Here is a 26,793-nt window from a genome sequence, read left to right as displayed (position 1 = left end):
AAATGACGCCCGGGATGCTGTTCGCTCCCCGGGCGTCGTTTTTTGCCGTGTTTACAATGTTTTAAGCGGCAGGCGCCTTGTTCTGCCTGTTTTCGATCAGGTCATCCACGACGCTAGGATCAGCCAGCGTGGACGTGTCGCCCAGTGCTGAGAAATCATCCTCGGCGATCTTGCGAAGAATGCGGCGCATGATCTTGCCCGAGCGTGTCTTCGGCAAGCCCGGCGAGAACTGGATCTTGTCGGGGGTTGCCACGGGACCAATCTCGTTACGCACATGCTTGATAAGCTCTTCGCGCAGCGCGTCGTCGCCCGTCTTGCCCGCCATCAAGGTAACATAGCAGTAGATGCCCTGACCCTTGATCGTGTGGGGATATCCAACGACCGCAGCCTCCGAGACGAGGTTGTGGGACACGAGAGCCGATTCGACCTCGGCTGTGCCCAGCCGGTGGCCGGAAACGTTCAGCACGTCATCCACGCGGCCTGTGATCCAGTAATAGCCGTCTTCATCGCGTCGGCAGCCGTCGCCCGTGAAGTATTTCCCCTTATAGGTAGAGAAATAGGTTTCGATAAAGCGCTGATGATCGCCATAGACCGTGCGTGATTGGCCCGGCCAGCTGTCGATGATGCACAGATTGCCGTCGGCTGCGCCTTCCAGCACTTTGCCCTCGGCATCCACCAGTTGCGGCTGCACACCGAAGAAGGGCCGCGTGGCCGAGCCTGGCTTGAGATCAGTCGCACCGGGCAGCGGCGTGATCAGAATGCCGCCGGTCTCTGTCTGCCACCACGTATCGACAATCGGGCTCTTGTCTTCGCCCACCACATGGTAATACCACTCCCAGGCTTCCGGATTGATGGGTTCACCCACCGTGCCGAGCAACCGCAGGCTGGAGCGCGACGAGCGTTTGACGAACTCGTCGCCCGCACCCATCAAGGAGCGCAGCGCTGTCGGGGCGGTGTAGAAAATATTGACCTGATGCTTGTCGATGACCTCCCAGAAGCGTCCCTGATCGGGGAAGTTTGGCACGCCTTCGAACATCAGGGTGGTGGCACCATTGGCCAGCGGTCCGTAGACGATGTAGGAGTGCCCCGTGACCCAGCCGACATCGGCGGTGCACCAGTAGACCTCGCCGTCCTGATAATCGAACACATATTCATGCGTCATGGATACATAGACGAGATATCCGCCCGTCGTGTGCAGCACGCCCTTGGGTTTGCCGGTTGAGCCTGAGGTGTAGAGAATGAAAAGCGGGTCTTCCGCCTTCATCTTTGCCGGTTCGCAATGGGGTTTTACGCTGGCGACTTCCTGATGGTACCAGAGGTCGCGGCCCGGTGCCCAGTTCGTCTTGCCGCCGGTGCGGCGCACCACCAGAACCTTGTTGACTATGATGTGCTGTTTGGCGGCAATGTGAATTGCCTTGTCGGTGTTTTCCTTCAGCGGAATGGGCTTGCCGCCGCGCACGCCCTCATCACAGGTGATGACGAAGGTTGATTCGCAATCAACGATTCGACCGGCAAGCGCATCCGGCGAAAAACCGCCAAAGACCACGGAATGGACAGCGCCGATACGGGCACAGGCCAGCATGGCATAGGTCGCTTCGGGAATCATCGGCATGTAGATGGTGACGCGGTCGCCCTTCTTCACGCCATGCTTTTTCAGCACGTTTGCCATTCGGCAGACCGCATCATAGAGCTGATTATAGGTGATTTTCTTGTCGATATACGGGTTGTCGCCTTCCCAGATGATCGCGGTGCGCTCGCCATGGGTCTTGAGGTGGCGATCAATGCAATTGTAGGAGACGTTGGTCAGGCCGTCTTCGTACCATTTGATCGGGATTTTGCCTTTGAAAGACGTATTCTTGACCTTTGTGTAGGGCTTGAACCAGTCTATCCGCTTGCCGTGCTTTCCCCAGAAGGCATCGGGATCTTCCACGCTATGCTCGTACCATTTCAGGTAACGGTCATTATCGACAAGCGTGCGTGTTTTTGCAGATTTCAGAACCGGATAGATTTTAGCAGACATGAATTCCTCCCAGGCTGCTCGCGTCTTTACAGGCACCGGAGACTCCGTTCTCCAGTCATGTGCCAGATTCATAGCAGTTCGCTGACATCCGGCAATTAGACAAAGGTCATTTGTCGCGCAAAGAATTGCATTTCTGATGCAATCCGGTTATAGACCGCTGATATCCCGGAAATTAGTGGTTAATCTCCACGGCCCGCGCCACCGGAGCGGACGGACAGAAGGACTGTATCTATGGCTCAAACATTGCTTATGCCGAAAGCGACGGCCGTCTGGCTGGTGGACAACACAGCGCTGTCATTTGAACAGATCGCTACGTTCTGCAAGCTGCATCCGCTTGAGGTCAAGGCAATCGCCGATGGCGAAGCCGCGCAGGGCATCAAGGGTCTCGACCCTATTTCCACCGGCCAGCTTTCTCGCGATGAAATCGCAAAGGCGGAATCCAACCCGAATCACAAGATCAAGCTTTCCGAGCCAAAGGTTCGCGTGCCTGAATCCAAGCGCCGAGGACCGCGTTACACGCCGGTTTCCAAGCGTCAGGATCGCCCCAACGCCATTCTCTGGCTGGTGCGCAACCACGCGGAACTGAAAGATGCGCAGATTTCGCGCCTCGTCGGCACTACCAAGTCCACGATCGAACAGATCCGTGACCGCAGCCACTGGAACTCAGCCAACCTGACACCGATGGACCCAGTCACGCTTGGCCTATGCAGCCAGATCGACCTTGACCTTGAGGTTGAGCGCGCATCTCGTGGACGTCCTCTGCCAACGCAGGAAGAGCTTGACGCGACATTGCAGCCAGCCGCTGCAACGGAAGGTCTTGGCTATAAATACGAGCGTGATGAAGAAAAAGAAATCGACCACAACGCTGTCTTTGCCAAGCTCAACTCTCTCAAATCGACCCGCAAGGACGATGAGGAAGACGAGACCTACTGATCGATTGATCGGCAAATCATACGAAAAAGCCCCGGCATTGACCGGGGCTTTTTTATTGGGTGCGCATTCGTTTCAGGCAGGCCTGACCGAGGTCAGGCAGATTTGGCGGGCAGAGACAGCACAGGCGCGCCTGTCTTTTCGTCATCGTTCAACAGGCCGCTGGCGCGCAGCAGCGATGAGAAACGACCGCCGCGCATGCTGAGCTCATCAAATGTGCCCTTCTCGACAATGCGGCCATTATCCATGAACAGAACCTGATCTGCGTCTCTGACCGTGGAAAGACGGTGAGCGATGATGAAGGTCGTTCTGTTCTTGCGCAGAGCATCCACCGCGTCTTTCACGCGGGCTTCGGTTTCCACGTCAAGCGCGCTGGTGGCCTCGTCAAGCACCAGAATAGGCGCGTTCTTCAACACGGCACGGGCGATGGCGATGCGCTGGCGCTCGCCGCCCGACAGGCGGTTACCGCGTTCACCCACCTGCGTCATATAGCCGTTCAGACGGCTGTCGATGAAATCTGTGGCAGCGGCGGCAGCAGCAGCCTGGGCCACTTCATCATCTGTTGCTGCTTCACGGCCAAGACGGATGTTGTCGCGGATGGACCGGTTGAGAAGGCCCGCATCCTGGAACACCGTTGCGATGGAGTGACGCAGCGACTGGCGCGTGACCGTCGATATATCGACGCCATCGACAAAGATCTGGCCGCCATTGGGATCGTAAACCCGCTGCAGCAGATTGATGAGCGTGGTCTTGCCAGCGCCTGTTGGGCCGACGATGGCAACGGTTTCGCCAGCATTTGCGGTGAAGGAGACGTCATGGACGCCCTGCTTCGTGTTTGCAAAGCCAAAGTTTACGTTGCGGAATTCGATCTTGCCGGAGACCTGGCCCAGCTCAATCGCACCACTTGGCTCTTCACGTTCCTGCACGGAATCTTCCAGCTTGAAGAAATCGACAAGCTTGGCGCGGGCTTCGAAGATCTGCGTCGCGAATGCACGCATCTGGTCGAGACGGCCAATCAGAAGGTTGGCAAAGCCGATAAAGGCAATCACGTCGCCCACGCGCAGTTCACCGTTCTTAACCAGCACCGTGCCGATGATGAGGATGATCATCATGGAGAGCGTCGATGCGGTGCGGTTCAGCGCGCTGGCAAAGGCCCACCAGTCGAGAACCGGATACTGTGCACTGAGCAGACGCTCGGTGAAGGATTTAAGGGCTTTTGTTTCAGCTTCGATGCGGTTGTAGCTGTGCAGGACCGATACGTTGCTGATCGAATCGCTCACATGGGCGAAAACGGAGTGATAATGTTCTTCGACAGAGGCCTGACCTTCCTTTGTCCGCTCCATGACCCATTTGCCGATGAACCAGTAGACTGTTCCAAGCCCCATCAGAACGAAGCTGAGACGCAGGTCCATCGAGATGGCTGTGGGGATGAGAAGCAGCAGCGCCACGAATGTCGCCAAATGTGTACGCATGAATTCAAGCCAAAGGCCGAACAGGGTTTCGCTAGCGCGCAGAAGCGTGTGCAAAGCGTTGGATGTGCCGCGCTGGTGATGCCATGAAAGCGGCATGGAAATAATGCGACCGAAGGCTTCCGTCAGCAAGGATGCGCGCCGACCATGGGCCAGGCGATCTGCCTCACGGGCCACGGCAACATAGGCGATCGTGTTGAACACGCCGAACGCCGCCCAGAGAATCAATATGTTGGTGGCATCCGAGCCGGAAGAAATCGCATCGATGATTCGTCCGAACAGGACCGGCTCCGCAATCGTAATCGCGGCCAGAATGACGTTTGCGATAACGACGATGGTGACACGCCATTTGTTATTGGCGAGGTAGCGCAGGGCGCGACTATAAACCTGAAACAGTGTCAATTCCCGTATCCCGTCTTCATATCCGTCGAGCAGCGCTGGTCAAGGCGCCAATGGTCTGCTTGAGCTCAAAAAAATTTCGACCCTTGCAAGCCGTTGTTTTATCGCTCTTTCCACATGAATGCGCGCTTAACGGGGGCCGAGCGGGGAGCGGGAATGCGAAAAAAATGCGAAGTTGTGAATACAACCCGATGCGCCATGCAAAATTTCGCGGCATGGTTTAATTATTGATTATCCATTAGGGGACGATTTGATGTAGGCAATGCATCTTGGCAAAGGGGGGGCCCTTGTTCAGGAATTCTATCGACCAAAATTGACAAGTGTTCCATATTTTTCAAGGTATTAGCTTTAATGCACAATGTTTTTCAGTTTTTGACTGTGTGTTACGAGTCAAAGACCCAGGACAGGTTTCTCTCCACATTTCATGAACTGTTGCGTCGTCTCGGATTTAATTACTACCGCATCGTGCAACGGGATGTCGAAGATCTGACATTCACCGGAACGGTTCTCGCCGAGCATCTGCCCGTTGGTTGGAAAGAATTCTATCACGCCAAGAAATATGGTGAAGCCGACCCCGTGAAGCGAACGCTCGGTCTGTTGCATCAGCCATTTCGTTGCCGCGAAGTCATGTCCTTCCTGCCGCAGTCGACACAGCGCAAAAGAGCCGCAAGGCTTTTTCAGGATGCTGCGCGCTTCGGTCTGCGCGAAGGCTATGCCTTTCCCATCCACGGTCGAAGCGGACTGCTGGGCGGGGTCTATATTTTTGGCGATGGTCGGCTGTTGACGACATCGGAACTGTTCATCCTTGATACGGCCATGCGTGTTGCGTTTTGGCGGCTGCTTGAATTTTCAGGCCAGTCCGAAAGCGTTCTGGCTATGCCGGATCTGGCTGGGACCCAGTTCACACGGCGTGAGTTCGATGTGCTGACGCTTCTTGCCCAGGGGCGGACCTCACCGGAAATCGGCAAGAGCCTCTCGATCTCGAGCCATACGGTGGATTGGTATATCAACGGCATCCAGCGAAAACTCGATGCCAGAAATCGTCAGCATGTGGTGGCGCTTGCACTTCGTCTCGGTTTAATCTCCTGAAACGTTGTTGTCTCCCGCCCGGGAACTGACAATATCAAAATCGGCCTTTCCAACGAACACGTTTACTGCTTAATTTCGCGGTGCAGCATAAACATGCTGCTGTTGTGGTTCGGGAGGCCGTCTTGAAAATATCGAAAATCCTTGTCGCCAATCGCTCAGAGATCGCGATCCGTGTGTTCCGTGCTGCCAATGAACTCGGCATTAAAACGGTTGCCATATGGGCAGAGGAGGACAAGCTTTCCCTGCACCGGTTCAAGGCGGACGAGAGTTATCAGGTCGGCCGCGGCCCGCACCTTGCCAAGGATATGGGCCCCATCGAGAGCTATCTTTCGATCGAAGAGGTCATCCGGGTCGCCAAGCTTTCTGGCGCAGACGCGATCCATCCCGGCTATGGCCTGCTTTCCGAAAGCCCGGAATTTGTGGAAGCCTGCAACGAGGCGGGCATCATTTTCATTGGGCCAACCGCAGATACGATGCGCAGGCTCGGCAACAAGGTTGCCGCACGCAATCTGGCGATTTCTGTTGGTGTACCGGTCGTACCGGCCACCGATCCGCTGCCTGACGACATGGCAGAGGTTGAGCGCATGGCCGAGGAGATCGGATATCCCGTCATGCTCAAGGCCTCATGGGGCGGCGGTGGCCGCGGCATGCGCGCCATCAGAAGGAAGGAGGATCTCGCCCGCGAGGTGACAGAAGCCAAGCGTGAAGCAAAGGCTGCTTTCGGCAAGGATGAAGTCTATCTTGAGAAGTTGGTCGAGCGCGCCCGCCACGTGGAAAGCCAGATTTTGGGCGATACCCACGGCAATGTCGTGCATCTGTTCGAACGTGACTGCTCCATCCAGCGGCGCAACCAGAAAGTGGTCGAGCGTGCACCTGCGCCTTACCTCTCAGAGGAGCGCCGTCAGGAGCTTGCGAATTATTCGCTGAAGATCGCAGGTGCCACCAACTATGTCGGCGCGGGCACAGTCGAATATCTGATGGATGCCGATACCGGCAAATTCTACTTCATCGAAGTCAATCCGCGTATTCAGGTCGAGCATACGGTGACGGAAGTCGTGACCGGTATCGATATCGTCAAGGCGCAGATCCATATTCTCGAAGGCGAGACGATTGGTACGCTTCAATCCGGCGTTCCGGCACAGAAGGATATCCGCCTTAACGGCCATGCGCTTCAGTGCCGCATCACCACGGAAGATCCCGAACACAATTTCATTCCCGATTATGGCCGCATCACTGCCTATCGCTCGGCATCGGGCTTCGGCATTCGGCTTGATGGCGGTACGTCCTATTCGGGCGCCATCATCACGCGCTATTATGATCCGCTTCTGGTCAAGGTCACGGCCTGGGCACCACAGCCCGAGGAAGCCATTGCGCGCATGGATCGTGCCTTGCGCGAATTCCGTATTCGCGGTGTAGCGACCAACCTCACATTTCTGGAAGCCATCATCAGCCATCCGAGCTTTGTCGGAAACACCTATACAACGCGCTTTATCGATTCGACGCCTGAGTTGTTCGAGCAGGTCAAGCGGCAGGATCGCGCCACCAAGCTTCTGACCTATCTGGCGGATGTCACCGTCAACGGGCATCCTGAAACGAAGGGGCGAGCCAAGCCTCACGCAAATGCCCCAGTTCCCATCGTTCCCTATATCGACCAGCCAACGCCTGATGGCACCAAGCAGCTTCTGGACACGCTGGGGCCGAAAGGCTTTGCCGAGTGGATGCGCAATGAAAAGCGCGTGTTGGTGACAGACACGACGATGCGCGACGGCCACCAGTCGCTGCTGGCGACGCGTGTTCGCACTCATGATATCGCCCGGGTTTCCAGCGTCTATGCCAAGGCTCTGCCGCAGCTTCTGTCGCTGGAATGCTGGGGTGGCGCGACCTTCGACGTGTCCATGCGCTTCCTGACGGAAGATCCGTGGGAGCGTCTGGCGCAGGTGCGCGAAGGCGCGCCGAACCTGTTGCTGCAGATGCTTTTGCGCGGTGCCAACGGCGTCGGCTACAAGAATTATCCTGACAATGTCGTCAAATATTTCGTGCGTCAGGCCGCAAGAGGCGGCGTCGATCTGTTCCGCGTGTTCGATTGCCTGAACTGGGTCGAGAATATGCGCGTTTCGATGGACGCGATTGCCGAGGAGAACAAGCTTTGTGAAGCGACCATCTGCTACACCGGCGACCTCCTGAACTCGGCTCGCCCGAAATACGATCTCAAATACTACACCAACTTGGCTGCTGAATTGGAAAAGGCCGGCGCACATATCATCGCCGTCAAGGATATGGCGGGACTGTTGAAGCCAGCTGCCGCGCGCGTTCTGTTCAAGGCGTTGCGTGAGGCCACCAGCCTGCCGATCCATTTCCACACCCATGATACCTCAGGCATTTCTGCCGCAACGGTTCTAGCGGCGGTGGAAGCGGGCGTGGATGCGGTCGATGCTGCCATGGATGCGCTTTCCGGCAACACTTCCCAGCCATGCTTGGGTTCCATCGTCGAAGCCCTCAAGGGAACGGACCGCGATACCGGGCTCGATACGGAGTGGATCCGCCGCATTTCCTTCTATTGGGAAGCTGTGCGCGGGCAATACGCAGCCTTTGAAAGCGATCTCAAGGGCCCCGCATCGGAAGTCTATCTGCACGAAATGCCGGGCGGCCAGTTCACCAATCTGAAAGAACAGGCCCGTTCACTGGGTCTGGAAAGCCGCTGGCACGAGGTCGCGCAGACCTATGCGGACGTCAACCAGATGTTCGGCGATATCGTCAAGGTCACGCCATCCTCCAAGGTTGTCGGTGATATGGCGCTGATGATGGTGAGCCAGGATTTGACGGTGGCCGATGTCGAAAGCCCGGAAAAAGAGGTTTCCTTCCCGGATTCCGTCGTTTCCATGCTGAAGGGTGATCTTGGCCAGTCGCCGGGCGGTTGGCCGCAGGCGCTTCAGAAGAAGGCGCTCAAGGGCGAGGAGCCCTATACAGCACGTCCCGGCTCTCTTCTTGAAGATGCTGATCTGGATGCGGAGCGCAAGGACATCGAAACCAAGCTTGAGCGTTCGGTGGATGACTTCGAGTTTGCGTCCTACCTGATGTATCCGAAGGTCTTCACGGATTTTGCGCTGGCCTCTGATACTTACGGGCCTGTGTCGGTCTTGCCGACCCACGCTTATTTCTACGGTATGGAAGATGGCGAAGAGCTGTTTGCCGATATTGAACGCGGCAAAACACTCGTCATCGTCAATCAGGCTTCATCCGGCATTGATGACAAGGGCATGGTCACGGTGTTCTTCGAAATCAACGGCCAGCCGCGCCGCATCAAGGTGCCGGATCGTGCCCATGGTGCCACGGGTTCTGCCGTTCGCCGCAAGTCCGAGCCAGGCAATGCAGCGCATGTCGGCGCACCGATGCCGGGCGTCATTTCCCGTGTCTTCGTCAATCAGGGGCAGGATGTGAAGGCAGGCGACGTGCTGGTGTCTATCGAAGCCATGAAAATGGAAACCGCGCTTCACGCCGAACGTGACGGCAAGGTTGTCGAGGTTCTGGTCAAGCCCGGCGATCAGATCGACGCTAAGGACCTGCTGATCGCTTACGGCGAATAAGCTCTGAATAGAAACGAAAAGCCCACCGGAAGGTGGGCTTTTTGCTGAACAGGTCTTTCGGTTAAGACGCGTTGGGAAATCAGTTCTGTGTCAGTGGCGAGATTAGCACTTCGACGCGGCGGTTCTGGGCGCGTCCGTCTGCCGTTGCGTTGGAAGCAACCGGCTGCGATGGGCCAAAGCCCATTGTTGAAATACGGCGCTGGTCGACGCCGCCACGATCTCCGAGATAGTTGGCGACGGATGCCGCGCGACGTTCGGACAATTGCTGGTTATGCGCCAGGCTGCCGGTCGAATCGGTATGGCCGTTAATGTCGATATAGGTCTTGCTGAACTTGTTCAGAACGATTGCGACCGAGTTAAGCGTCGGGAAGAATGGCGGGATCACTTGATCCTGATCTGTCGCGAAGGTGACGTTGGACGGCATGTTGAGAACGATGCTATCGCCGCGACGGGTGACCGAAACGCCGGTTCCCTGAAGCTGCTGACGCAGCTCGGATTCCTGATTGTCCATGTAACCGCCGATGGCACCACCGGCCAGCGCGCCAATGCCCGCGCCGATCAAGGCGTTGCGGCCCTTGTTGCCTCCACCGATGGCCAGACCGCCGACAGCACCGGCCAGTGCGCCGATACCGGCACCACCCGCCATATTGGAAACCTTCTGCTCACCTGTGTAAGGGTCGGTGGTGGTGCAGGCGGAAAGATAGGTTGCGGCAAGCGCAAGAACGACAAACTTCTTGATCATGAATTCCAGTGCTCCGTGAGTTCACGTAAGGTAAGACAGGTAAATTCCGGCATTTTCGCGGTCGAAACCTACTCGGCTGCGTCCTTTTGGCCAAAACGTTTTTCGATATAGTCGATGACGAGCGCCTCGAAATCCTTGGCGATATCAGGTCCACGCAGGGTCAAAGCCTTTTCGCCATCGATAAAGACGGGAGCTGCCGGGTTTTCGCCTGTGCCGGGCAGGGAAATACCGATATCGGCATGCTTGCTTTCGCCGGGACCGTTAACGATGCAGCCCATGACAGCGACATTGAGCGCCTCGACGCCCGGATATTTATCACGCCAGACCGGCATATTCTTGCGCAGATCGTTCTGGATGTTCTGCGCCAGTTCCTGAAACACGGTGGAGGTGGTGCGCCCACAGCCCGGACAGGCTGCAACGACAGGAACGAACTGGCGAAAGCCCATGACCTGCAGGATTTCCTGCGCAACCTGCACTTCGCGGGTGCGGTCTCCGTTGGGCTCGGGCGTCAAGGATACGCGGATCGTATCGCCAATGCCGTGTTGCAGCACGTAACCCATGGCGGCAGAGGAGGCGACGATGCCCTTTGAGCCCATGCCCGCTTCGGTCAGGCCCAGATGCAGCGCATGGTTGGAGCGTTCCGACAGCATGGAATAGACGGCGATCAGATCCTGAACCTGGCTGACTTTAGCCGACAGGATGATGCGGTTGCGCGGCAGGCCGATTTCTTCGGCAAGCTCTGCGGAAATCAGGGCCGACTGGACGATGGCTTCGCGCGTGACCTGACGGGCCGAGAGCGGAAAGCCCTGATCCTTGTTCTTGTCCATCAGTGTGGTCAGGAGTTCCTGATCCAGCGAACCCCAATTCACGCCGATGCGGACGGGCTTGTCATAGCGGATCGCCATTTCGACGATATCGCCGAACTGCTTGTCCTTCTTGTCCTTGAAGCCGACATTGCCCGGATTGATACGGTATTTTGCCAGCGCCTCGGCGCAAGCCGGGTGATCCGCCAGAAGCTTGTGGCCAATATAATGGAAGTCTCCAACCAGCGGCACATCAAGGCCAAGGCGCAAGAGGCGGTCGCGGATTTTTGGAACGGCGGCGGCACTTTCGTCGCGGTCGACGGTGATGCGCACGATTTCGGAACCAGCACGGAACAGGGCTGCCACTTGCTGCACAGTGGCGTCGATGTCAGCCGTATCCGTATTGGTCATGGATTGCACGACGACTGGCGCGCCGCCACCTACGATCACGCCACCGACATCGACAGCGACCGAGGACCGGCGCGGCTTAGGATCATAATCGGCGTGTGACGTCATGGTTTTCTCAAGCAATTGTGGTTGGTCTGATCATTCAGGTGTAACACGGCGCGAGCCTTGTCAATATCGAAGCGATCAACTCCTCTTTCACCGCAATCATGGCAAAATTGGAGACCAGCCGTCATGAGGGGCAAAGTGCTGTGTCAGTGGTGGTTGCATGTACCATCGGCGTGGCTGGCCAGGCGGGAGAGAAGCAGAACCACGACATGCAAAACCGGCAGGCCGAGAAAGACGACGGCCAGTCCCGTATGTTCCGCGATGAAGCCGATGGCTGACGGTGCGACGAGAATGCCGGAATATCCCATGGTCGTGACCACGGACAATGCAATGCCGGGTGCCATTCCCGGCATGTTGCCCGCTGCCGAGAAAGCAATGGGCACCATGTTGGAAATGCCGATGCCAGCAATGGCAAAGCCTGCAATCGCCACGAAGGCATTGGGGGCAAAACCGGCAATCAGCAGACCCACGATCGATATGGACGAGCAGAATTGCAGGGTGCGGACTGCGCCGAATCGATCTCGCACCAGATCACCCGCAAAGCGCATGACGGCCATGGTCAGGGAGAAGGCCGCAAAGCCGAAGCCCGACAGTGTCACGGATGCGCTGAGTTCGTTTCGCAGGTAAAGCGCGCCCCAGTCTAGAATCGCACCTTCCGGGATCATTGAAAACAGGGCCATGATGCCGATGATCCAGGGGAGCGGGGTAAGCGGCAGCCCGCCCTTCGGACGCTCTTCTTCCGGATTCGGGCGATCCACCAGTACCCGCGGCCATGCGACGGCAAGCATGATCGCGGCAATGATCGTCAATGCGACGGCGTGGCCGTAAATGCCGGTCATGTTGATCAGCAGGCCGCCCAGACCCGCGCCGAGGAGACCGCCAAGGCTCCAGAAGGCATGGCAGGACGACATGATGGCGCGGCGCATGCTGCGTTCCACCACAACGGCATTGGCATTCATGGCAACATCCATTGCCCCCGTCAGTCCGCCGAACAGAAAGACGGCGATGACACCAGCCCACAAGGCGTTCGCCATTGTGATCAAAAGCAGCGTCGGCACCATGACGAGCGCCACGGCAAGCGTAACGGTTCGCGAACCGAGACGGCCGATCTGGGAGCCTGCGATGGGCATGAAGGACAGGGAGCCAAGGCCGTAGACAAGGATGACGAGGCCGAGTTCGCTTTCGCTGAGCGCAAAGCGCGTGGCGAACTCCGGTATCATCGGTGCCCATGAGCCCATCATGAAGCCATTCATGAGAAACAACAGGGAAACGCCAAGGCGTGTCCTCGTCATATATGGCGTGCGGGTTGTGGGGGATGGATGCGTGGTAGAGCCGGTCATCGGGACTGGTCCTTTGGTGTTTGGATAAATGAAGATACTGGGGAAGACGCGCTGGCCTGGACAGTTTCGACGCCGGTTTTCCTGAGCGTTTCGACCGTTGCCGCGTCAGCATCCGCCTCAAGCACAAGCGTCAGCTTGGATGTCAGCGGGTGCACATGGAATGCCGTGGGGGCTTCGATCTTTTCAGAGGTGATGGCGCAGAGAATTCTCGTGCTGGTTTGACAGGCAAGTCGTTTGAAGACCGCATCCTCGTAAATCTGGGCGGACAATCCTTGGATGAGCGATAGTCCGCAGACGCCGACGATACACAGATCTGGTCTGATGTCTTCCAGCTGCTTGATAGCCGTTGTGTCAATGGCAGCGCCGACAGCCGGATCAACCCTGCCGCCAATGAGAATCAGCTCGACCCCGTTGCGGCCGGTGAGTTCGGCCGCGATGTCAGGTGTGTTGGTGATGATGGTCAATCGCGCATCTGCACTCAGATGCTGCGCAATCGCCAGATTGGTTGAGCCAGCATCGAGAAAGACGGTCATGCCATCCTGCAACAGCGCCGCCGCAGCCTGTCCCATGGCGGCCTTGCGTTCCGTCATCAGGGTCATGCGCGTTTTCAGTGGTATCGTGGTGCCTGATATCAGCAGCGCACCGCCATAAACCCGCTCACATTCGCCACGCGCTGACATTTCGCGCAAATCACGGCGGACAGTGTCCTCGGATACCGCAAATTTCTGCGCCAGTTCCTGCGCGGACACCCGGCCATGGCGCAGCAGTTCCGCGTGAATGAGAGCCTGACGCTCGCCAACAAAGTGATCTGATCTAGACATAGGAGGGCCAGTCGGAGGAATCGTGCATAAACACGCATAACCCGGCATTGGCAATTTCTCAAGCGAAATGATGGAGCGCATCTTCGCATCGCGCTGAGGCGATGAGTGGGCGTGTTCAAGATGGCCGGAAAACCGGCCAGGATTGTATAGGATATTATGGAGCAGGTGGGCTAAGCGCCCACGCGCGTCTCAGCTCTTTCTTTCCGCCACGAACTTTGCCGTGTCGATCAGGGTCTCACCCGCTTCGCCATAGGGCGCCAGCAGTTCGGCAGCTTCTTCCACCAGTTCCCGCAGCCTCGTTGTGGCCCAGTCGGCACCGTGCAGGGCAACCAGTGTTCCCTTGCCACGTGCTGCATCCTTACCCGTTGCCTTGCCCATGGTCACGGCATTGGAGGTCAGGTCCAGCAGATCGTCTGCCAGCTGAAAAGCGAGGCCGATTTTTTCGCCGAAAATGCGCAGCCTTTCCCGCTCGGCGGTGTCACTGCCCGCGATGATGGCACCGGCTTCGCAGGCAAAGCGGATCAGCGCGCCGGTTTTCATCGTCTGCAATGTCACGATGCCCGCTTCATCCGGCGGATGCGTCTCGGCATAGAGATCGAGCGCCTGTCCGCCTGCCATGCCGCCAATGCCGGCCGCTCTTGCCAGGGCCAGAACGAGCTGAGCTTTGCGGTCATCCGGCAGCTCCGTCTCGGGCGCGGCGATAATGTCGAAGGCCAGCGTCAGCAGGCTGTCGCCAGCCAGGATCGCGGTTGCTTCATCGAACTTCTTGTGAACGGTTGGCTGACCCCGTCGCAGGTCATCATCATCCATGGCGGGAAGATCATCATGCACCAGCGAGTAACAATGCAGGCATTCCAGTGCTGCACCCACGCGCAATGCGGCGTGCATGTTTCCGCCGAGAAGCCGGGCTGTCTCGATGACCAGAAAGGGGCGCAGCCGCTTTCCGCCGTTCAACACGCCGTGTCGCATCGCGTCCAGAAGGTTTGCCGGTCGCGTCGTCTCGCCAGTGCGGCTGTCGCCTGACAGCAGTTCGCCCAGCAGGGTTTCGGTTCGTGCCGCATTGTCGCGCAGGCGTGTCTCGAATGTCATTGTGGCCGTTTCCTCAACATATCGGCTGTTTGGCATGGGGGAAAAAGGCTGGCAATCATTTTTGTGGGGCACCGGGGAACTTCGTTATCGTGACTCGCCTTGATGGTGTATGCGGAATATGAAAGGCTCCGAGCGGCAGCCAAATGGGGGACGCCAAGTGGGGGCAGGTTTTTGAGTAGCACGCCGGATATCGAGACGGACGATGAAACGCTTGATGAAAGCGGGAGTAAACCGAAGGTGGATATTCGAAACCTGGTGAGACGCGTCCTTCTTATCCTCCTAGCCTTGCTTGTGTTGCCCTATCTTCTCATTCCGCTCTACGCTTTGCCCTTTGTGCGCCCCGTGTCCACACTCATGCTGGCTGAACTGGTCACGTTTCAGGGCTATGATCGCCGCTGGGTGCCGCTCGAGAAGATCTCGCCACGCCTCGTGCAATCCGTGATGATGTCTGAAGACGGGCAGTTCTGTTCCCATGGCGGTGTGGACTGGAACCAGATGCAGACGGTGGTGAGCAGCGCGCTTGAGGGCGAATCCACACGCGGCGCCAGCACGATACCCATGCAGACCGCAAAGAACCTGTTTTTATGGAATGGGCGTTCCTTTTTGCGCAAGGGGCTAGAATTGCCGCTGGCCGTGGCGTCAGACTTCATCTGGTCAAAAAGGCGGATGATGGAGATTTATCTCAATGTCGCAGAATGGGGGCCGGGCATTTATGGCATCGAGGCGGCTTCCCAGCACCACTTCAAGGTCTCCGCGTCGAAACTGAGCGCGAGACAGGCAGCGCTTCTTGCTGTCTCATTGCCCAATCCGATTGATCGCGTTGCCAGCAAACCCGGCCGGGGCATGCAAAGGCTGGCCGGGCTGATCGAGAGGCGCGCCCGCGGTTCGGGCGCTTATGTCCGCTGCGTGCTGGACTGAACTAAACCGCTCAGCCTTTCTTGAAAATATAGTCGGTTTCCTGAACCAGCGTCTCGCCGGGGCGCAGAATGCCGTTTGGAAAACCGTCATGGTTGACGGCATCGGGCCAGATCTGGGTTTCCAGGCAAAAACCGGCGAAGGGTCCGTAGTGGCGACCATCCAGCCCCGGCACCGCCGCATTCAGCTTGAAGCCTGAATAGAGTTGCACGCCGGGCTCCGTCGTTGCCACGTCCAGCGTAATATTGGAGGCCGGCGCGGAAACGCGCGCGACATGCCGCTTGGCGACACGTTCCGGCGACAGGCAGAAATTGTGATCGTAAAGAACCTGTTCGCCATCCTTCATATGCTTCATGGGCAGGGATGAGCGAAGGTCGAATTCGGTGCCATCAACAGCGCGGATTTCGCCCCTCGGTATCTGGCGCTCATCCGTTGGCAAATAGTGGTCGGCGGCGATCTCTATTTCATGCCCCAATGCGGTTTCAGCGCCATCCAGATTGAAATAGGTGTGCTGGCAGACATTGGCGATGGTCGGATGGTCGGTCGTTGTTTCGTAGACCACCGATAGCACGCCGCCCTCGCGGATCGTGTAGGTGGCGCGCACGGTGCAATTGCCGGGATAACCGGCGCGGCCATCGGGATCGACAATCTGCAGCACGACATGGTCTTGCCCATGCTCCATGATCATCCAGTTGCGCTTGCCGATATTGTCACTGCCGCCGTGGAGATGGGTTACACCCTTTTCATTGAGTTCCAGCTGATAGGCGGTACCATCAATCGTGAATTTGCCATCGCCGATACGGTTAGCGTTGCGGCCCGGTGTTGCACCAAAATAGGAAGAGTATTTCGGGTAGTCATCGAAATTGTCGAAACCCAGCACCAGTGCGGGCTGGTGCCCATCGAGACGCAGGTCCTGAATGACCGCGCCCCAGGTCATCACCTTTGCCCTCAGGCCGCCAGCGGAAATCGTGACACGCTCGACCTTCTCACCCTTGGCCGTGAAACCAAAATCTTCCCGTGCGCCAGCTTCGCTCATCGTGTCACTCTCCCGATCAATCAACAGGGCCGGACGTTGCTTTATTTTCAACGCCCGCGCAATTGCAGAATTATGGTTTGTCTTTGCCGATATCTGCCAGATCATATGGCGTCGTCTGGTAGATCTCGTTGATCCAGTTGCCGAAAAACAGATGGGCATGGCTGCGCCAGCGGTTCAGCGGCGTCAGATCCGGGTCATTATGCGGGAAGTAATTATGCGGCACCTTGATCGGTACGCCCGCATTCACATCGCGGAAATATTCTTCCGAGAGAGAGGTGGAATCATATTCGACATGGTTGAACATATAGAGACGCTTGCCCTTGCGCTCATGCACAAGGCAGACGCCCATTTCCTCTGACTCCATCAGGATTTCCAGATCGGGATGCTTTTCGATGTCTGCACGGCGCACCTCGGTCCAGCGGGAGACGGGCACCTGAAAATCATCGGAAAAGCCGCTGAGATAGATGGATGACGGGCACAGGTTGCGGTGGCGGAACACGCCGAATGCCTTTTCCTTCAGCTCATGCTTGGGAATGCCGTGGAAGTGGTAGATGGCTGCCATCGCGCCCCAGCACACATTGAGCGTTGAGTGAACATTGGTCTGCGTCCAATCCAGGATTTGACGCATCTCATTCCAATAGGTCACGTCCTCATAGTTGAGCGTTTCCACCGGCGCGCCCGTGATGATGAAGCCGTCGAACTTGCGGTGACGGACCTCCTCCCATGTTTCGTAAAAGGAAAGCAGATGTTCTTCCGGCGTGTTCTTGGCGCGGTGTCCGCCGATGCGCACGAGCGACAGCTGCACCTGAAGGGGGGATGCACCCACCAGCCGCGCCATCTGTATCTCGGTCTTGATCTTGTTCGGCATGAGATTGAGAAGGCCGATCTGAAGCGGGCGGATATCCTGACGGATCGCCGCTGTTTCTGTCATCACCCTCACGCCCTCTTGCACGAGGGTTTCGAAGGCAGGCAGCGTATCAGGTATCTTGATCGGCATCTCGAACTCTCACTTTCCTGGCAGCACAGGCCTAGAAAACAAAAAAACCGGCAACGAAATCGCAGCCGGTCCTCGGAAATTGCCTATTTCCTCGACCATTTAGCAACTTCTTTAAAGTGGCCGCAAGCCGGTCGGCAAATCACCACTGGCAGGTGTCATAATCCTGTCTGGCCTAAAAATCAATATCGCTGCCCTGTCCGCGTTTGTGCCTTTCCTTATAGGCCCGTTCCGGGCTATGGCAGGGCATGAGTTCGGCACCCTTCACCATTCTGCTTGGCGGAAACATCACCGTCACGGATCGCTTGCAAAAAGCGGTGGCCGGAACGCGTGCGATTGCGGCAGATAGCGGTATGCGCCACGCCGCCCCGCTGGGGCTGACGCCGGAGCTATGGGTCGGCGATTTCGATTCGTCCGATGCCGATCTGATGTCCCAATGGCAAAATGTCCCGCAACAGCCGTTTCCGGCTGCAAAGGGCGTTACGGATGGCGAGATTGCTGTTTCTGAGGCCCTGTCTCGCGGTGCAAACCGGCTGGTTCTGGTCGGTGCGCTGGCTGGTGAAAGATCCGATCATGCGCTGTTTCACCTGCTTTACGCCGTGTCACTGGCAGAGCGTGGTTTTGACGTCATCCTGACATCGGGCACGGAGGAAGCCTATCCCCTGCTGGCGGGTGACCTCTCCATCGATCTGCCTGCCGGCTCCCTGTTCTCCATCGCAGGTTTTACGGCGCTGGAGGGGCTGGATATCGACAATGCTCGCTATCCTCTTGAAGACTTTGCGCTTGCCTTCGGCTCGTCGCGCACTATTTCCAATGTGGCGGAGGGCGCTTTGCGACTTCGCCTTGAAAGCGGCAAAGCCATTGTGCTTGCCCGTCCCTATGACTTGACCGGAGCCTGAACCGTGGCACCCCCTATTCTGAAACTCGATGATATCAAGCTGACCTTTGGCGTTAACCCGCTGCTGGATGGTGCAAACCTGCAAGTTGAGCCGGGAGATCGCATCTGCCTCGTCGGCCGCAACGGCTCTGGCAAATCGACGCTGATGAAAATTGCAGCCGGTCTGGTCGAGGCGCAGTCCGGGGAGGTTTTCCGGCATCCATCCGCCACCATCCGCTATCTGGAACAGGCACCGGATTTTGAAGGTTTTGAGACGGTGCAGGCCTATGCAGAGGCGGGCTTGGGGCCGGGCGATGACGCCTACCGCGTGACCTATCTTCTCGAACATCTGGGTCTGACCGGGCTTGAGCATCCATCCAGCCTGTCCGGCGGCGAAGCCCGACGCGCGGCCTTGGTGCGCGTCATGGCGCCTGAGCCTGACATTCTGATGCTCGATGAGCCGACCAACCATCTGGACCTGCCAACCATCGAATGGCTGGAAGGCGAGTTGCAGCAGACGCGCAGCGCTCTCGTTCTGATTTCCCATGACCGTCGCTTTCTCGAAAAGGTCTCCACAGCCACCGTCTGGCTGGATCGCGGCCAGTCGCGCCGTCTCAGCAGGGGCTTTGCCCATTTCGAGGAATGGCGTGACAAGGTGCTGGAAGAAGAAGAACTGGAACAGCACAAGCTCGGCAAAGCCATTGAGCGCGAAGAGCACTGGATGCGTTACGGCGTGACCGCCCGGCGCAAGCGCAATATGCGCCGCGTGGGAGAGTTGCGCGATATGCGCGCCTCCTATCGCGGTCACAACGGCCCGCAGGGTACCGTGCAGGCAACCGCCGCTGAAGGGCGCGAGTCCGGCAAGCTGGTGGTCGAGGCCGATGCAATCACGAAATCCTATGGCGATCGCATCATAGTTGCGCCGTTTTCCCTGCGCGTGCATCGCGGCGATTGCATTGGCTTCGTTGGGCCGAACGGTGCGGGCAAGACGACGCTTTTGAAGATGTTGACGGGTCAGCTGGAGCCCGATAGCGGCACCGTCAAGCTTGGCACAAAGCTGGAAATTGCCACGCTCGACCAGAAGCGTGAAGACTTGAACCTTGAGGACACGCTGGCGCATTACCTGACAGACGGGCGGGGCGAAAATCTTTTGGTCAATGGTGAGGTGAAGCACGTCACCGGCTATATGAAGGATTTTCTGTTTCAGCCTGAACAGGCGCGCACGCCCATCCGCAGGCTTTCCGGCGGCGAGCGCGCGCGTCTGATGCTGGCGCGCATTCTTGCAAAGCCGACAAACCTTCTGATCCTCGACGAGCCGACCAACGATCTCGATATTGAAACGCTCGATCTGCTGCAGGAAATCGTTGCCGGCTTTTCCGGAACCGTCATTCTTGTCAGCCATGATCGCGACTTCCTCGACCGGACTGTCACATCGACGATTGCGCCTGCCAATCCCGAAGCGCCGGATGGCCGGTGGATCGAATATGCCGGTGGCTACTCGGATATGATGGCGCAGCGCAAGGGCGCGTCTGACGAGAAGAAAAAGGCTGAAAAGCAGGAAAAGAGCAAAGCATCCTCATCATCCGGTGAAACCGGCAAGGCGAAAGTGAAGCTCTCCTTCAAGCAGAAGTTTGCGCTGGAAAATCTGCCCAAGGAAATGGAAAAGGCGCAGGCCGAAATTGCCAAGCGCGAAGAGCGCATGGCCGATCCGCAGCTGTTTGCCAAAAACCCAACCGCCTTCAACACGCTGGCCGACGAAATGTCGAAGCTTCGCGAAAAGCTGGAGGCCATGGAAGAAGAATGGCTGGAGCTTGAAATGCTTCGTGAGGAAATGGAAGGCTAACGGATGCGACCCGCACCCCCGGCGCGGGTGTCTCGTCTGCATCTTGCCAATACCGCGGCAACCAATTACAGCTTTGCCTAGATCTAACGGGGTGCTTTGTCTGATAGGGCAGGGCTGAGAGGCATTTGCCAACCCGAAGAACCTGATCCGGTTAACACCGGCGGAGGGATTAGACGGCTTCCATCCAGACGCCACTTTCCCGTTCGTCCATTCGAGGAGGTTGTCTGATGCGTCGTCTGTTCATTCATAGTCTTGTTGCCGCGTCTTTCGCATTGCCCGGTTTCGCCCATGCGCAAGACAAGAAGGTGCTGACCGTCTACACCTATGAGAGCTTTGTTTCCGAATGGGGTCCCGGCCCCAAGGTCAAGGCGTCTTTCGAAGAGACGTGCAATTGCACAGTCAACTTCGTTGGCGTGGCCGATGGTATGGCTTTGCTCAACCGGCTGAAGCTGGAAGGCGCAGGCTCCAGTGCGGATGTGGTGTTGGGTCTGGATACAAACCTCGTGACGGAGGCCCGCCAGACGGGATTGTTCGAGCAGTCAGGCATCGATACATCAGCGGCCAAGGTGCCGGGTGGGTTCAAGGACGATGTTTTCGTGCCCTATGATTACGGGCATTTCGCTGTCGTCTACGATACGCAGACACTGAAGAACCCGCCGAAAAGCCTTAGGGAATTGGTAGAGGGCGATCCCTCGCAGAAGATCGCAATTCAGGATCCGCGAACATCCACCCCGGGTCTCGGGCTGCTTTTGTGGGTCAAGTCGGTTTATGGCGACAAGGCGCCGGAGGCTTGGGCGAAGCTCAAGACCCGCGTGCTGACGGTGACGCCGGGTTGGTCTGAATCCTATGGCCTGTTTACCAAGGGAGAGGTGCCGATGGTGCTTTCCTACACCACGTCTCCCGCCTATCACATGGTGTCGGAAAAGACGGATCGCTATCAGGCTGCCAGTTTCGAAGAGGGTCACTATATCCAGATCGAAGTTGCGGGCATCCTGAAGAACGCGCCGGAAAAGCCCCTGGCAAAGCAGTTTCTCGCTTTCATGCTGAAGCCGGGCTTTCAGGACGCCATTCCAGAAAACAACTGGATGATGCCGGTTGCGGCCACATCTGCCCCCTTGCCTGAGGCATTTTCCAAGCTCGTCCAGCCTGCCAAAACCTTTTTGATGTCCCCCGAAGAGGTTGCCAAAAATCGCAAGGCTTGGATCGATGAATGGCTGGCTGCGATGAGCGTCAAGTAAGACGGATCGCTCTTCATCATGATCGAGCGCGTTGAACGTCGAAGGTTTATTGTCAGTGGAACGGTGGCATTTGTTGCCGTTCTTTTGTTCATGGGCCTTGCCGTCGCGGCGCTCCTCTCGTTTGATGCCGACACAGCGTCCGCTGAGGTGCTGGATGTCTATACGCTGCGCATATTGCGCTTCACTCTCTGGCAAGCAACGCTTTCCACCGTCTTGTCGATAGCTCTCGGCCTGCCAGTGGCGCTGGCGCTGGCGCGACAGCGGGATTTTCCCGGCCGCATCTGGATCATCCGGCTCATGGCGGTGCCGATGGGACTTCCGGTGATTGTCGGTGCGCTGGGGATTATCGCCATCTGGGGCAGGCAAGGGATATTCAACACGGTCTTCATGGCGGCTGGCGCAGAGCAGCCTTTCAGCATCTATGGTCTGTCCGGTATTCTGATTGCCCATGTGTTTTTCAATTTGCCGCTGGCGGTACGGTTCTTTCTGGCCGGGCTTGAGCGGGTTCCGGGGGAATATTGGCGCATCGCTGCCAGCCTGAGTTTTGGTCCACTCTCGACGTTTCGCTTCGTGGAATGGCCGGCCATTGCGCGTCTCATCCCGGGCGTGGCCGGTCTGATCTTCATGCTCTGCGCCACGAGCTTCACACTCGTTTTGTTGCTGGGGGGTGGGCCTGCGGCAACCACGATCGAGGTCGCCATCTATCAGGCGCTGCGTTTTGATTTCGATCCACCCCGCGCCATTTCGCTTTCCCTGATGCAGATCATCATGACCAGCGTGCTGCTTGCGCTGCTGGCGCGTTTACCCTCTGCCGATGCGGAAGCTTTGACGCAGGCGAAAGCCGTGCGACGCTTCGATAGCGACAGGTGGACGGCGCGTCTGTGGGATGGATCGATGATCATGCTTGCCATGGTTTTGGTCGCATTGCCTCTCTGCGCGGTCGCAGCATCTGGACTGACCGCGGATCTTTCGCGGCTGCTGCTTGCAAGCGCATTCCTCAAGGCTGCGATCACCAGCCTGCTGATCGCGCTCCAGTCCGCGTCTCTTGCCATTCTCATTTCGGTCGCACTTGTGCGCGCCCGTCAGGCTATCGCTGGGCAAAGACGACCGGCTGGACCGCTTCGGGTCTTGTTTACAGCCATGGGTGCCGGATCGGCCCTGGTGCTGCTCGTGCCTCCGGTCGTTCTGGGGAGTGGCTGGTTTCTGCTGTTGCGACCGCTGGGCGATGTCTCGACATTTGCGCCTATCCTTGTCTCCATCATCAACATGCTGATGGCGCTGCCATTCGTGATGCGGGTGCTGGAACCTGCATACATCGCCCATCAGACCCGCAGTGGGCGATTGGCTGCCAGTCTCGGGATATCAGGTCTGTCCCGGCTTCGCCTTGTTGAATGGCCGGTTCTATGGAGACCGGTTGCGACGGCATTTTCATTCGCCATGGCGCTTTCGCTCGGCGATCTCGGTGCTGTTGCCCTGTTCGGCTCGGAAAACTTCACGACATTGCCCTGGCTGGTCTATAGCAATATGGGCAGTTACCGGACCAATGATGCGGCGGGTTACGCCTTCATCTTGGGCGTCATCTGCCTCGTCCTCGCCGCCGGGGGCGTTTCCCGTCAGCCAGCGAAAGCCATCGCATGACCCTGCACGATATTGCTGTCAGCATTGAGAAGATCGAGCTTACGCTCGGCCAGCAGAATTTTGCGCTGGATTGCCGCTTTGCGCGCGGCAAGGTGACAGCCATTGTCGGTCCGTCTGGATCGGGGAAGTCCACGCTCCTCAATCTCGTTGCGGGCTTTGAAGCGCCGGATCGCGGGAAGTTGCTGATCGAGGGACAGGATATGCGCGGGCTTGATCCCTCGCAACGGCCAGTCTCCGTGGTTTTTCAGGACAACAATCTCTTTGCCCATCTGGATATCTTCACAAATGTTGGATTGGGCATCAATTCATCCCTGAAGCTGGGTGCCGCTGACAAGGTCGTGATCAGCAAGGCGCTTGAGCGCGTCGGGCTTGCCGGTTTTGAAAGACGCCTGCCTTCGACCATGTCTGGCGGCGAGCGGCAAAGGGCGGCGCTGGCCAGAGCCCTGGTGCGCCGTCGCAGCATCATGGCTCTGGATGAGCCGTTTGCGGCACTCGATCCCGGCCTTCGCGCCGGCATGGGAAGCCTGCTGCGGGCGCTGCATAAGGAACTGGGCAACACCGTTCTTCTGGTGACGCACAACCCTGATGATATAAGCAAACTGGCAGATGCGGTTGTGTTTCTTCATCACGGTCAGGTGCTGTTTGAAGGCAGTGTTGACGCGTTTTTTGCCGCGACCCATCTTGAGCCAATCAGGATATTTCTGGCGGCGTGAGATTGTCGCTCAGCATTCGCGGTTATGCCGCGTCACAATTTCGACGCGGGTCACTGTCAAGCCTTGCAAAATAACACGGTCGATGCGCAAATTTTGCAGTTGCGATTCATTCACAACTGCTTGAGAAGTGATGCAAACAAGCGATCTGATAATATATTTGCAAATGGCGGATCATTTCGATTGTTTGCGCATTCACATGCCCCTAGGGCTAATATGGCATACTGGTCTGCACTTTAACGGATGATCAGGAACGTTTGGAGCAGACAGGCAGGATGATGACGTGTGTGAAGGCTCTGCGGGGCCACACCTCCAGTCAGAAGATGCGGAAGACAGGCAGGCTGGTCAAGCGCACGCTGGCATTGGCGACCGCCGGCTTCGTGCTGTCGGCGTGCCAGTCTCTCTTCAGCTCGTCCTACCAGTCAACGCTCAAGCCATCTGACAATCCGCAGACCGTGGAGCAGGTTCAAAAGGACGATCCGCGTGCCCAGATGGGTGCGCGTGAGCATCCGCGCATCGTGGCAAGCTATGGCGGCGAATATCACGACGATAAGACTGAACGCCTCGTGGCCCGCATTGCGGGTGCGCTGACGGCAGTCTCGGAAAATCCGCAGCAGTCCTATCGCATCACCATTCTGAACTCTCCCGCCATCAACGCATTTGCGCTGCCGGGTGGCTATCTCTATGTGACGCGCGGGCTTCTGGCACTTGCCAATGATGCTTCGGAAGTCGCAGCCGTGCTGTCGCACGAGATGGGCCATGTGACTGCCAATCATGGCATTGAGCGCCAGCGCCGCGAAGAGGCCGAGGTCATTGCCAGCCGTGTGGTTGCGGAAGTCTTGTCCAGCGATCTGGCCGGAAAACAGGCACTTGCGCGTGGCAAGTTGCGCCTCGCAGCCTTTTCCCGCCAGCAGGAATTGCAAGCCGATGTTATAGGCGTACGCATGCTGGGCGAGGCCGGTTACGATCCCTATGCGTCGCCTCGCTTCCTCGATTCCATGGCGGCCTATGCGCGCTTCTCATCGGCAGATCCCGACAGCGATCAGAGCCTCGACTTCCTGTCGAGCCACCCTAACACTCCGCAGCGCATCGAGCTGGCCAAGCGCCATGCTCGCGCCTTCGGGCAGGAAGGACAGGTTGGCGATAAGGGTCGTGACTGGTTCCTCAATGGCATAGACGGGCTTCTTTACGGCGATAGTCCCCAGGAAGGATATGTGCGTGGCAACACGTTCCTGCATGGCACTCTCGGAATTCGCTTCGATGTTCCCGAAGGCTTCCAGATCGACAACAAGGTCGAGGCGGTGCTTGCCACCGGTCCCGGCGAAATGGCGATCCGTTTCGATGGTGTGGCCGATCCCAAGCAGACGAGCCTTGCCAATTATCTGACCAGCGGCTGGGTCGCGGGTCTGGTGCCTGAAACCGTGCGTGAAACGGAAATCAATGGATTGCCGGCAGCGACGGCTCGCGCCACCGCCGATAAATGGGATTTCGATGTCACCGTAATCCGCGTCGGACAGCAGATTTTCCGCTTCCTGACCGCCGTGCCCAAGGGCAGTGCCCAACTCGATAGCGTGGCAAATGTGTTGCGCACGACGTTCCGCAAGATGACACCGGCTGAAATTTCGGCGCTGAAGCCCCTGCGTGTGCGCGTTATTACCACCAAGCCGGGCGACACGATTGCGTCCATTGCTGGGCGCATGATGGGGACTGACAGGAAGGTGGAGCTTTTCCGGGTATTGAACGCCATGAGCGCGACAGCGGCCATCCAGCCAGGCGAACGTGTGAAGATCATCGCAGAATAAAAAACCCGGCCTTTGAATTGAACCTGTTTCCAATGCGGAGCATATCCAATTCAAAGGCCGGGTTTGTAGAATGGAAGATCAGACGCTTACGCGGCTTCTTCTTCCTGAGCGTCTTCTTCGTCAATCGCCTTGCCGCGCTTTGGTCCCTTGTTGAGATTGACCTCAACCAGACGAACGGCTTCCGTTTCAGACATCTTGTTCACAGCAGCAATTTCGCGGGCCATGCGATCAAGAGCAGCTTCATAAAGCTGGCGCTCGGAATAGGACTGTTCCGGCTGATTTTCCGCACGGTAAAGGTCACGAACCACTTCCGCGATGGCGATCAGGTCGCCGGAATTGATCTTTGCATCATATTCCTGCGCACGGCGCGACCACATGGTGCGCTTGACACGAGCCTTGCCTTGAACAACTTTCAATGCACGCTCGACGAAATCCTCTTCCGACAGCTTGCGCATGCCGATTGTCACAGCCTTGGCCACTGGAACTTTCAGACGCATCTTGTCTTTTTCGAAATCAATGACGAACAGTTCGAGCTTCATACCCGCAACTTCCTGTTCCTCAATGGACGAAATGGTACCGACACCATGAGCGGGATAAACGATCGCTTCGCCGGTCTTGAAACCGTGACGCGCTGGAGATTTTTTTGGCTGGGTCGTCATTCGTTCTAAAAACTCCCTGTTACATACACCCGGGATTTCCGGGGGTCGGGTCGGTCAGGCCCGGATGAGACGGGGGAACCGTCAAGTGACTTGATACTGGTACAGACGTGCGCTCAAAGACAGGCCACCCGCAACCCGCAGGTTGACACAAACAATCGGTATGTCACGGAAACCGCGTGCAAGTGATGAGTTGCTTTCGTGGTGTTTTTGGGCACGCAAATGCCACGCTGTGGATCAGTTTCTAAGGTCTATCACAAAAATACGAGGAAATCAATAATTTGC

General features: G+C 57.5%; 20 protein-coding genes and 2 riboswitches. Of the genes, 10 read left to right on the top strand and 10 right to left on the bottom strand.

The features are described 5' to 3' along the window. Nucleotides 1-61: 61 nt before the first annotated feature. On the bottom strand, nt 62-2,020 hold the full coding sequence (gene acs / locus RQI55_RS14795; protein WP_311273128.1) for an acetate--CoA ligase: 1,959 nt from the start codon (nt 2,018-2,020) through the stop codon (nt 62-64). A gap of 231 nt (nt 2,021-2,251) precedes the next feature. Between acs and RQI55_RS14790 the strand changes: the two genes are divergently transcribed. After that, nucleotides 2,252-2,953, top strand: a complete 702-nt coding sequence (locus RQI55_RS14790) for a DUF1013 domain-containing protein (protein ID WP_243258075.1) — start codon at nt 2,252-2,254, stop codon at nt 2,951-2,953. A 92-nt stretch (nt 2,954-3,045) separates the two neighbouring features. On the opposite strand, the gene RQI55_RS14785 is transcribed toward RQI55_RS14790, so the two are convergent. After that, the gene (locus RQI55_RS14785; protein ID WP_042615561.1) at nt 3,046-4,821 is read right to left on the bottom strand and encodes a glucan ABC transporter ATP-binding protein/ permease; all 1,776 of its coding nucleotides are present in this window, start codon (nt 4,819-4,821) and stop codon (nt 3,046-3,048) included. A 348-nt stretch (nt 4,822-5,169) separates the two neighbouring features. Between RQI55_RS14785 and RQI55_RS14780 the strand changes: the two genes are divergently transcribed. Further along, nucleotides 5,170-5,907: a LuxR family transcriptional regulator gene (locus RQI55_RS14780; RefSeq protein WP_042615560.1), complete on the top strand. Its 738-nt coding sequence runs from the start codon at nt 5,170-5,172 to the stop codon at nt 5,905-5,907. A gap of 122 nt (nt 5,908-6,029) precedes the next feature. Next, nucleotides 6,030-9,491 carry a pyruvate carboxylase gene (gene pyc, locus RQI55_RS14775; protein ID WP_243258074.1) on the top strand — a complete coding sequence of 1,154 codons (3,462 nt, stop codon included), beginning with the start codon at nt 6,030-6,032 and terminating at the stop codon, nt 9,489-9,491. A gap of 79 nt (nt 9,492-9,570) precedes the next feature. Here pyc and RQI55_RS14770 read toward each other — a convergent pair whose 3' ends face one another. The 5 genes from RQI55_RS14770 to RQI55_RS14750 form a co-directional block, all read right to left on the bottom strand. Then, entirely contained in the window at nt 9,571-10,233 is a 663-nt protein-coding gene (locus tag RQI55_RS14770; protein WP_042615558.1) for an OmpA family protein, read from the bottom strand. 68 nt (nt 10,234-10,301) lie between these two features. Next, on the bottom strand, nt 10,302-11,552 hold the full coding sequence (ispG, locus tag RQI55_RS14765; RefSeq protein ID WP_243258073.1) for a flavodoxin-dependent (E)-4-hydroxy-3-methylbut-2-enyl-diphosphate synthase: 1,251 nt from the start codon (nt 11,550-11,552) through the stop codon (nt 10,302-10,304). Nucleotides 11,553-11,695: 143 nt separating this feature from the next. Beyond that, nucleotides 11,696-12,889 (bottom strand): MFS transporter, encoded by a 1,194-nt coding sequence (locus RQI55_RS14760; RefSeq protein ID WP_243258072.1) that lies wholly within the window; start codon nt 12,887-12,889, stop codon nt 11,696-11,698. Continuing rightward, on the bottom strand, nt 12,886-13,710 hold the full coding sequence (locus RQI55_RS14755) for a DeoR/GlpR family DNA-binding transcription regulator (protein ID WP_243258071.1): 825 nt from the start codon (nt 13,708-13,710) through the stop codon (nt 12,886-12,888). Before RQI55_RS14755 ends, RQI55_RS14760 begins: the two co-directional genes overlap by 4 nt. A 189-nt stretch (nt 13,711-13,899) precedes the next feature. After that, entirely contained in the window at nt 13,900-14,799 is a 900-nt protein-coding gene (locus tag RQI55_RS14750) for a polyprenyl synthetase family protein (RefSeq protein WP_409233737.1), read from the bottom strand. 171 nt (nt 14,800-14,970) lie between these two features. On the opposite strand from RQI55_RS14750, the gene mtgA reads away from it, so the two are divergent. Next, nucleotides 14,971-15,717: a monofunctional biosynthetic peptidoglycan transglycosylase gene (mtgA, locus tag RQI55_RS14745; RefSeq protein ID WP_243258070.1), complete on the top strand. Its 747-nt coding sequence runs from the start codon at nt 14,971-14,973 to the stop codon at nt 15,715-15,717. 10 nt (nt 15,718-15,727) lie between these two features. Here the strand turns inward: mtgA and RQI55_RS14740 are convergent, their stop codons facing one another. Next, nucleotides 15,728-16,750: an aldose epimerase family protein gene (locus RQI55_RS14740; RefSeq protein WP_243258069.1), complete on the bottom strand. Its 1,023-nt coding sequence runs from the start codon at nt 16,748-16,750 to the stop codon at nt 15,728-15,730. Nucleotides 16,751-16,820: 70 nt separating this feature from the next. After that, entirely contained in the window at nt 16,821-17,747 is a 927-nt protein-coding gene (metA, locus tag RQI55_RS14735; protein ID WP_243258068.1) for a homoserine O-succinyltransferase, read from the bottom strand. 79 nt (nt 17,748-17,826) lie between these two features. Continuing rightward, nucleotides 17,827-17,903, bottom strand: a riboswitch (SAM riboswitch). Between the two features lie 89 nt (nt 17,904-17,992). Here metA and RQI55_RS14730 point away from each other — a divergent pair. The 6 genes from RQI55_RS14730 (at nt 17,993) to RQI55_RS14705 (ending at nt 25,852) form a co-directional block, all read left to right on the top strand. Next, nucleotides 17,993-18,643 (top strand): thiamine diphosphokinase, encoded by a 651-nt coding sequence (locus tag RQI55_RS14730; RefSeq protein WP_042615552.1) that lies wholly within the window; start codon nt 17,993-17,995, stop codon nt 18,641-18,643. 3 nt (nt 18,644-18,646) lie between these two features. Beyond that, nucleotides 18,647-20,464, top strand: a complete 1,818-nt coding sequence (locus RQI55_RS14725) for an ABC-F family ATP-binding cassette domain-containing protein (RefSeq protein WP_243258067.1) — start codon at nt 18,647-18,649, stop codon at nt 20,462-20,464. A 77-nt stretch (nt 20,465-20,541) separates the two neighbouring features. After that, nucleotides 20,542-20,650: riboswitch (TPP riboswitch) on the top strand. 38 nt (nt 20,651-20,688) lie between these two features. Continuing rightward, nucleotides 20,689-21,702 (top strand): thiamine ABC transporter substrate binding subunit, encoded by a 1,014-nt coding sequence (gene thiB, locus RQI55_RS14720; RefSeq protein WP_243258191.1) that lies wholly within the window; start codon nt 20,689-20,691, stop codon nt 21,700-21,702. 18 nt (nt 21,703-21,720) lie between these two features. Next, entirely contained in the window at nt 21,721-23,340 is a 1,620-nt protein-coding gene (gene thiP / locus RQI55_RS14715; RefSeq protein WP_192065308.1) for a thiamine/thiamine pyrophosphate ABC transporter permease ThiP, read from the top strand. Continuing rightward, entirely contained in the window at nt 23,337-24,053 is a 717-nt protein-coding gene (locus RQI55_RS14710; protein WP_311273127.1) for an ATP-binding cassette domain-containing protein, read from the top strand. Before thiP ends, RQI55_RS14710 begins: the two co-directional genes overlap by 4 nt. A gap of 320 nt (nt 24,054-24,373) precedes the next feature. Further along, nucleotides 24,374-25,852 carry a M48 family metalloprotease gene (locus tag RQI55_RS14705; RefSeq protein ID WP_243258190.1) on the top strand — a complete coding sequence of 493 codons (1,479 nt, stop codon included), beginning with the start codon at nt 24,374-24,376 and terminating at the stop codon, nt 25,850-25,852. A gap of 86 nt (nt 25,853-25,938) precedes the next feature. Here the strand turns inward: RQI55_RS14705 and RQI55_RS14700 are convergent, their stop codons facing one another. Next, a complete protein-coding gene (locus tag RQI55_RS14700) occupies nt 25,939-26,511 on the bottom strand; it encodes a CarD family transcriptional regulator (protein ID WP_243258065.1) in 573 nt (190 codons plus the stop codon). Between the last annotated feature and the right edge of the window lie 282 nt (nt 26,512-26,793).

It is taken from the genome of Rhizobium sp. WCS2018Hpa-16, assembly GCF_031843705.1.
Taxonomy (GTDB): domain Bacteria; phylum Pseudomonadota; class Alphaproteobacteria; order Rhizobiales; family Rhizobiaceae; genus Agrobacterium; species Agrobacterium tumefaciens_C.
This window is presented reverse-complemented; position numbering and strand designations above follow the sequence as displayed.

Bases quoted from the DNA above. Each gene is read 5' to 3' on its own strand.
- RQI55_RS14750 (WP_409233737.1), bottom strand. From the start codon at position 14,799: ATGACATTCGAGACACGCCTGCGCGACAATGCGGCACGAACCGAAACC.
- RQI55_RS14740 (WP_243258069.1), bottom strand. From the start codon at position 16,750: ATGAGCGAAGCTGGCGCACGGGAAGATTTTGGTTTCACGGCCAAGGGT.
- RQI55_RS14730 (WP_042615552.1), top strand. From the start codon at position 17,993: ATGAGTTCGGCACCCTTCACCATTCTGCTTGGCGGAAACATCACCGTC.
- ispG (WP_243258073.1), bottom strand. From the start codon at position 11,552: ATGACGTCACACGCCGATTATGATCCTAAGCCGCGCCGGTCCTCGGTC.
- acs (WP_311273128.1), bottom strand. From the start codon at position 2,020: ATGTCTGCTAAAATCTATCCGGTTCTGAAATCTGCAAAAACACGCACG.
- RQI55_RS14770 (WP_042615558.1), bottom strand. From the start codon at position 10,233: ATGATCAAGAAGTTTGTCGTTCTTGCGCTTGCCGCAACCTATCTTTCC.
- RQI55_RS14755 (WP_243258071.1), bottom strand. From the start codon at position 13,710: ATGTCTAGATCAGATCACTTTGTTGGCGAGCGTCAGGCTCTCATTCAC.
- RQI55_RS14790 (WP_243258075.1), top strand. From the start codon at position 2,252: ATGGCTCAAACATTGCTTATGCCGAAAGCGACGGCCGTCTGGCTGGTG.
- thiP (WP_192065308.1), top strand. From the start codon at position 21,721: ATGATCGAGCGCGTTGAACGTCGAAGGTTTATTGTCAGTGGAACGGTG.
- RQI55_RS14760 (WP_243258072.1), bottom strand. From the start codon at position 12,889: ATGACCGGCTCTACCACGCATCCATCCCCCACAACCCGCACGCCATAT.
- RQI55_RS14710 (WP_311273127.1), top strand. From the start codon at position 23,337: ATGACCCTGCACGATATTGCTGTCAGCATTGAGAAGATCGAGCTTACG.
- RQI55_RS14700 (WP_243258065.1), bottom strand. From the start codon at position 26,511: ATGACGACCCAGCCAAAAAAATCTCCAGCGCGTCACGGTTTCAAGACC.
- RQI55_RS14780 (WP_042615560.1), top strand. From the start codon at position 5,170: ATGCACAATGTTTTTCAGTTTTTGACTGTGTGTTACGAGTCAAAGACC.
- RQI55_RS14705 (WP_243258190.1), top strand. From the start codon at position 24,374: ATGCGGAAGACAGGCAGGCTGGTCAAGCGCACGCTGGCATTGGCGACC.
- metA (WP_243258068.1), bottom strand. From the start codon at position 17,747: ATGCCGATCAAGATACCTGATACGCTGCCTGCCTTCGAAACCCTCGTG.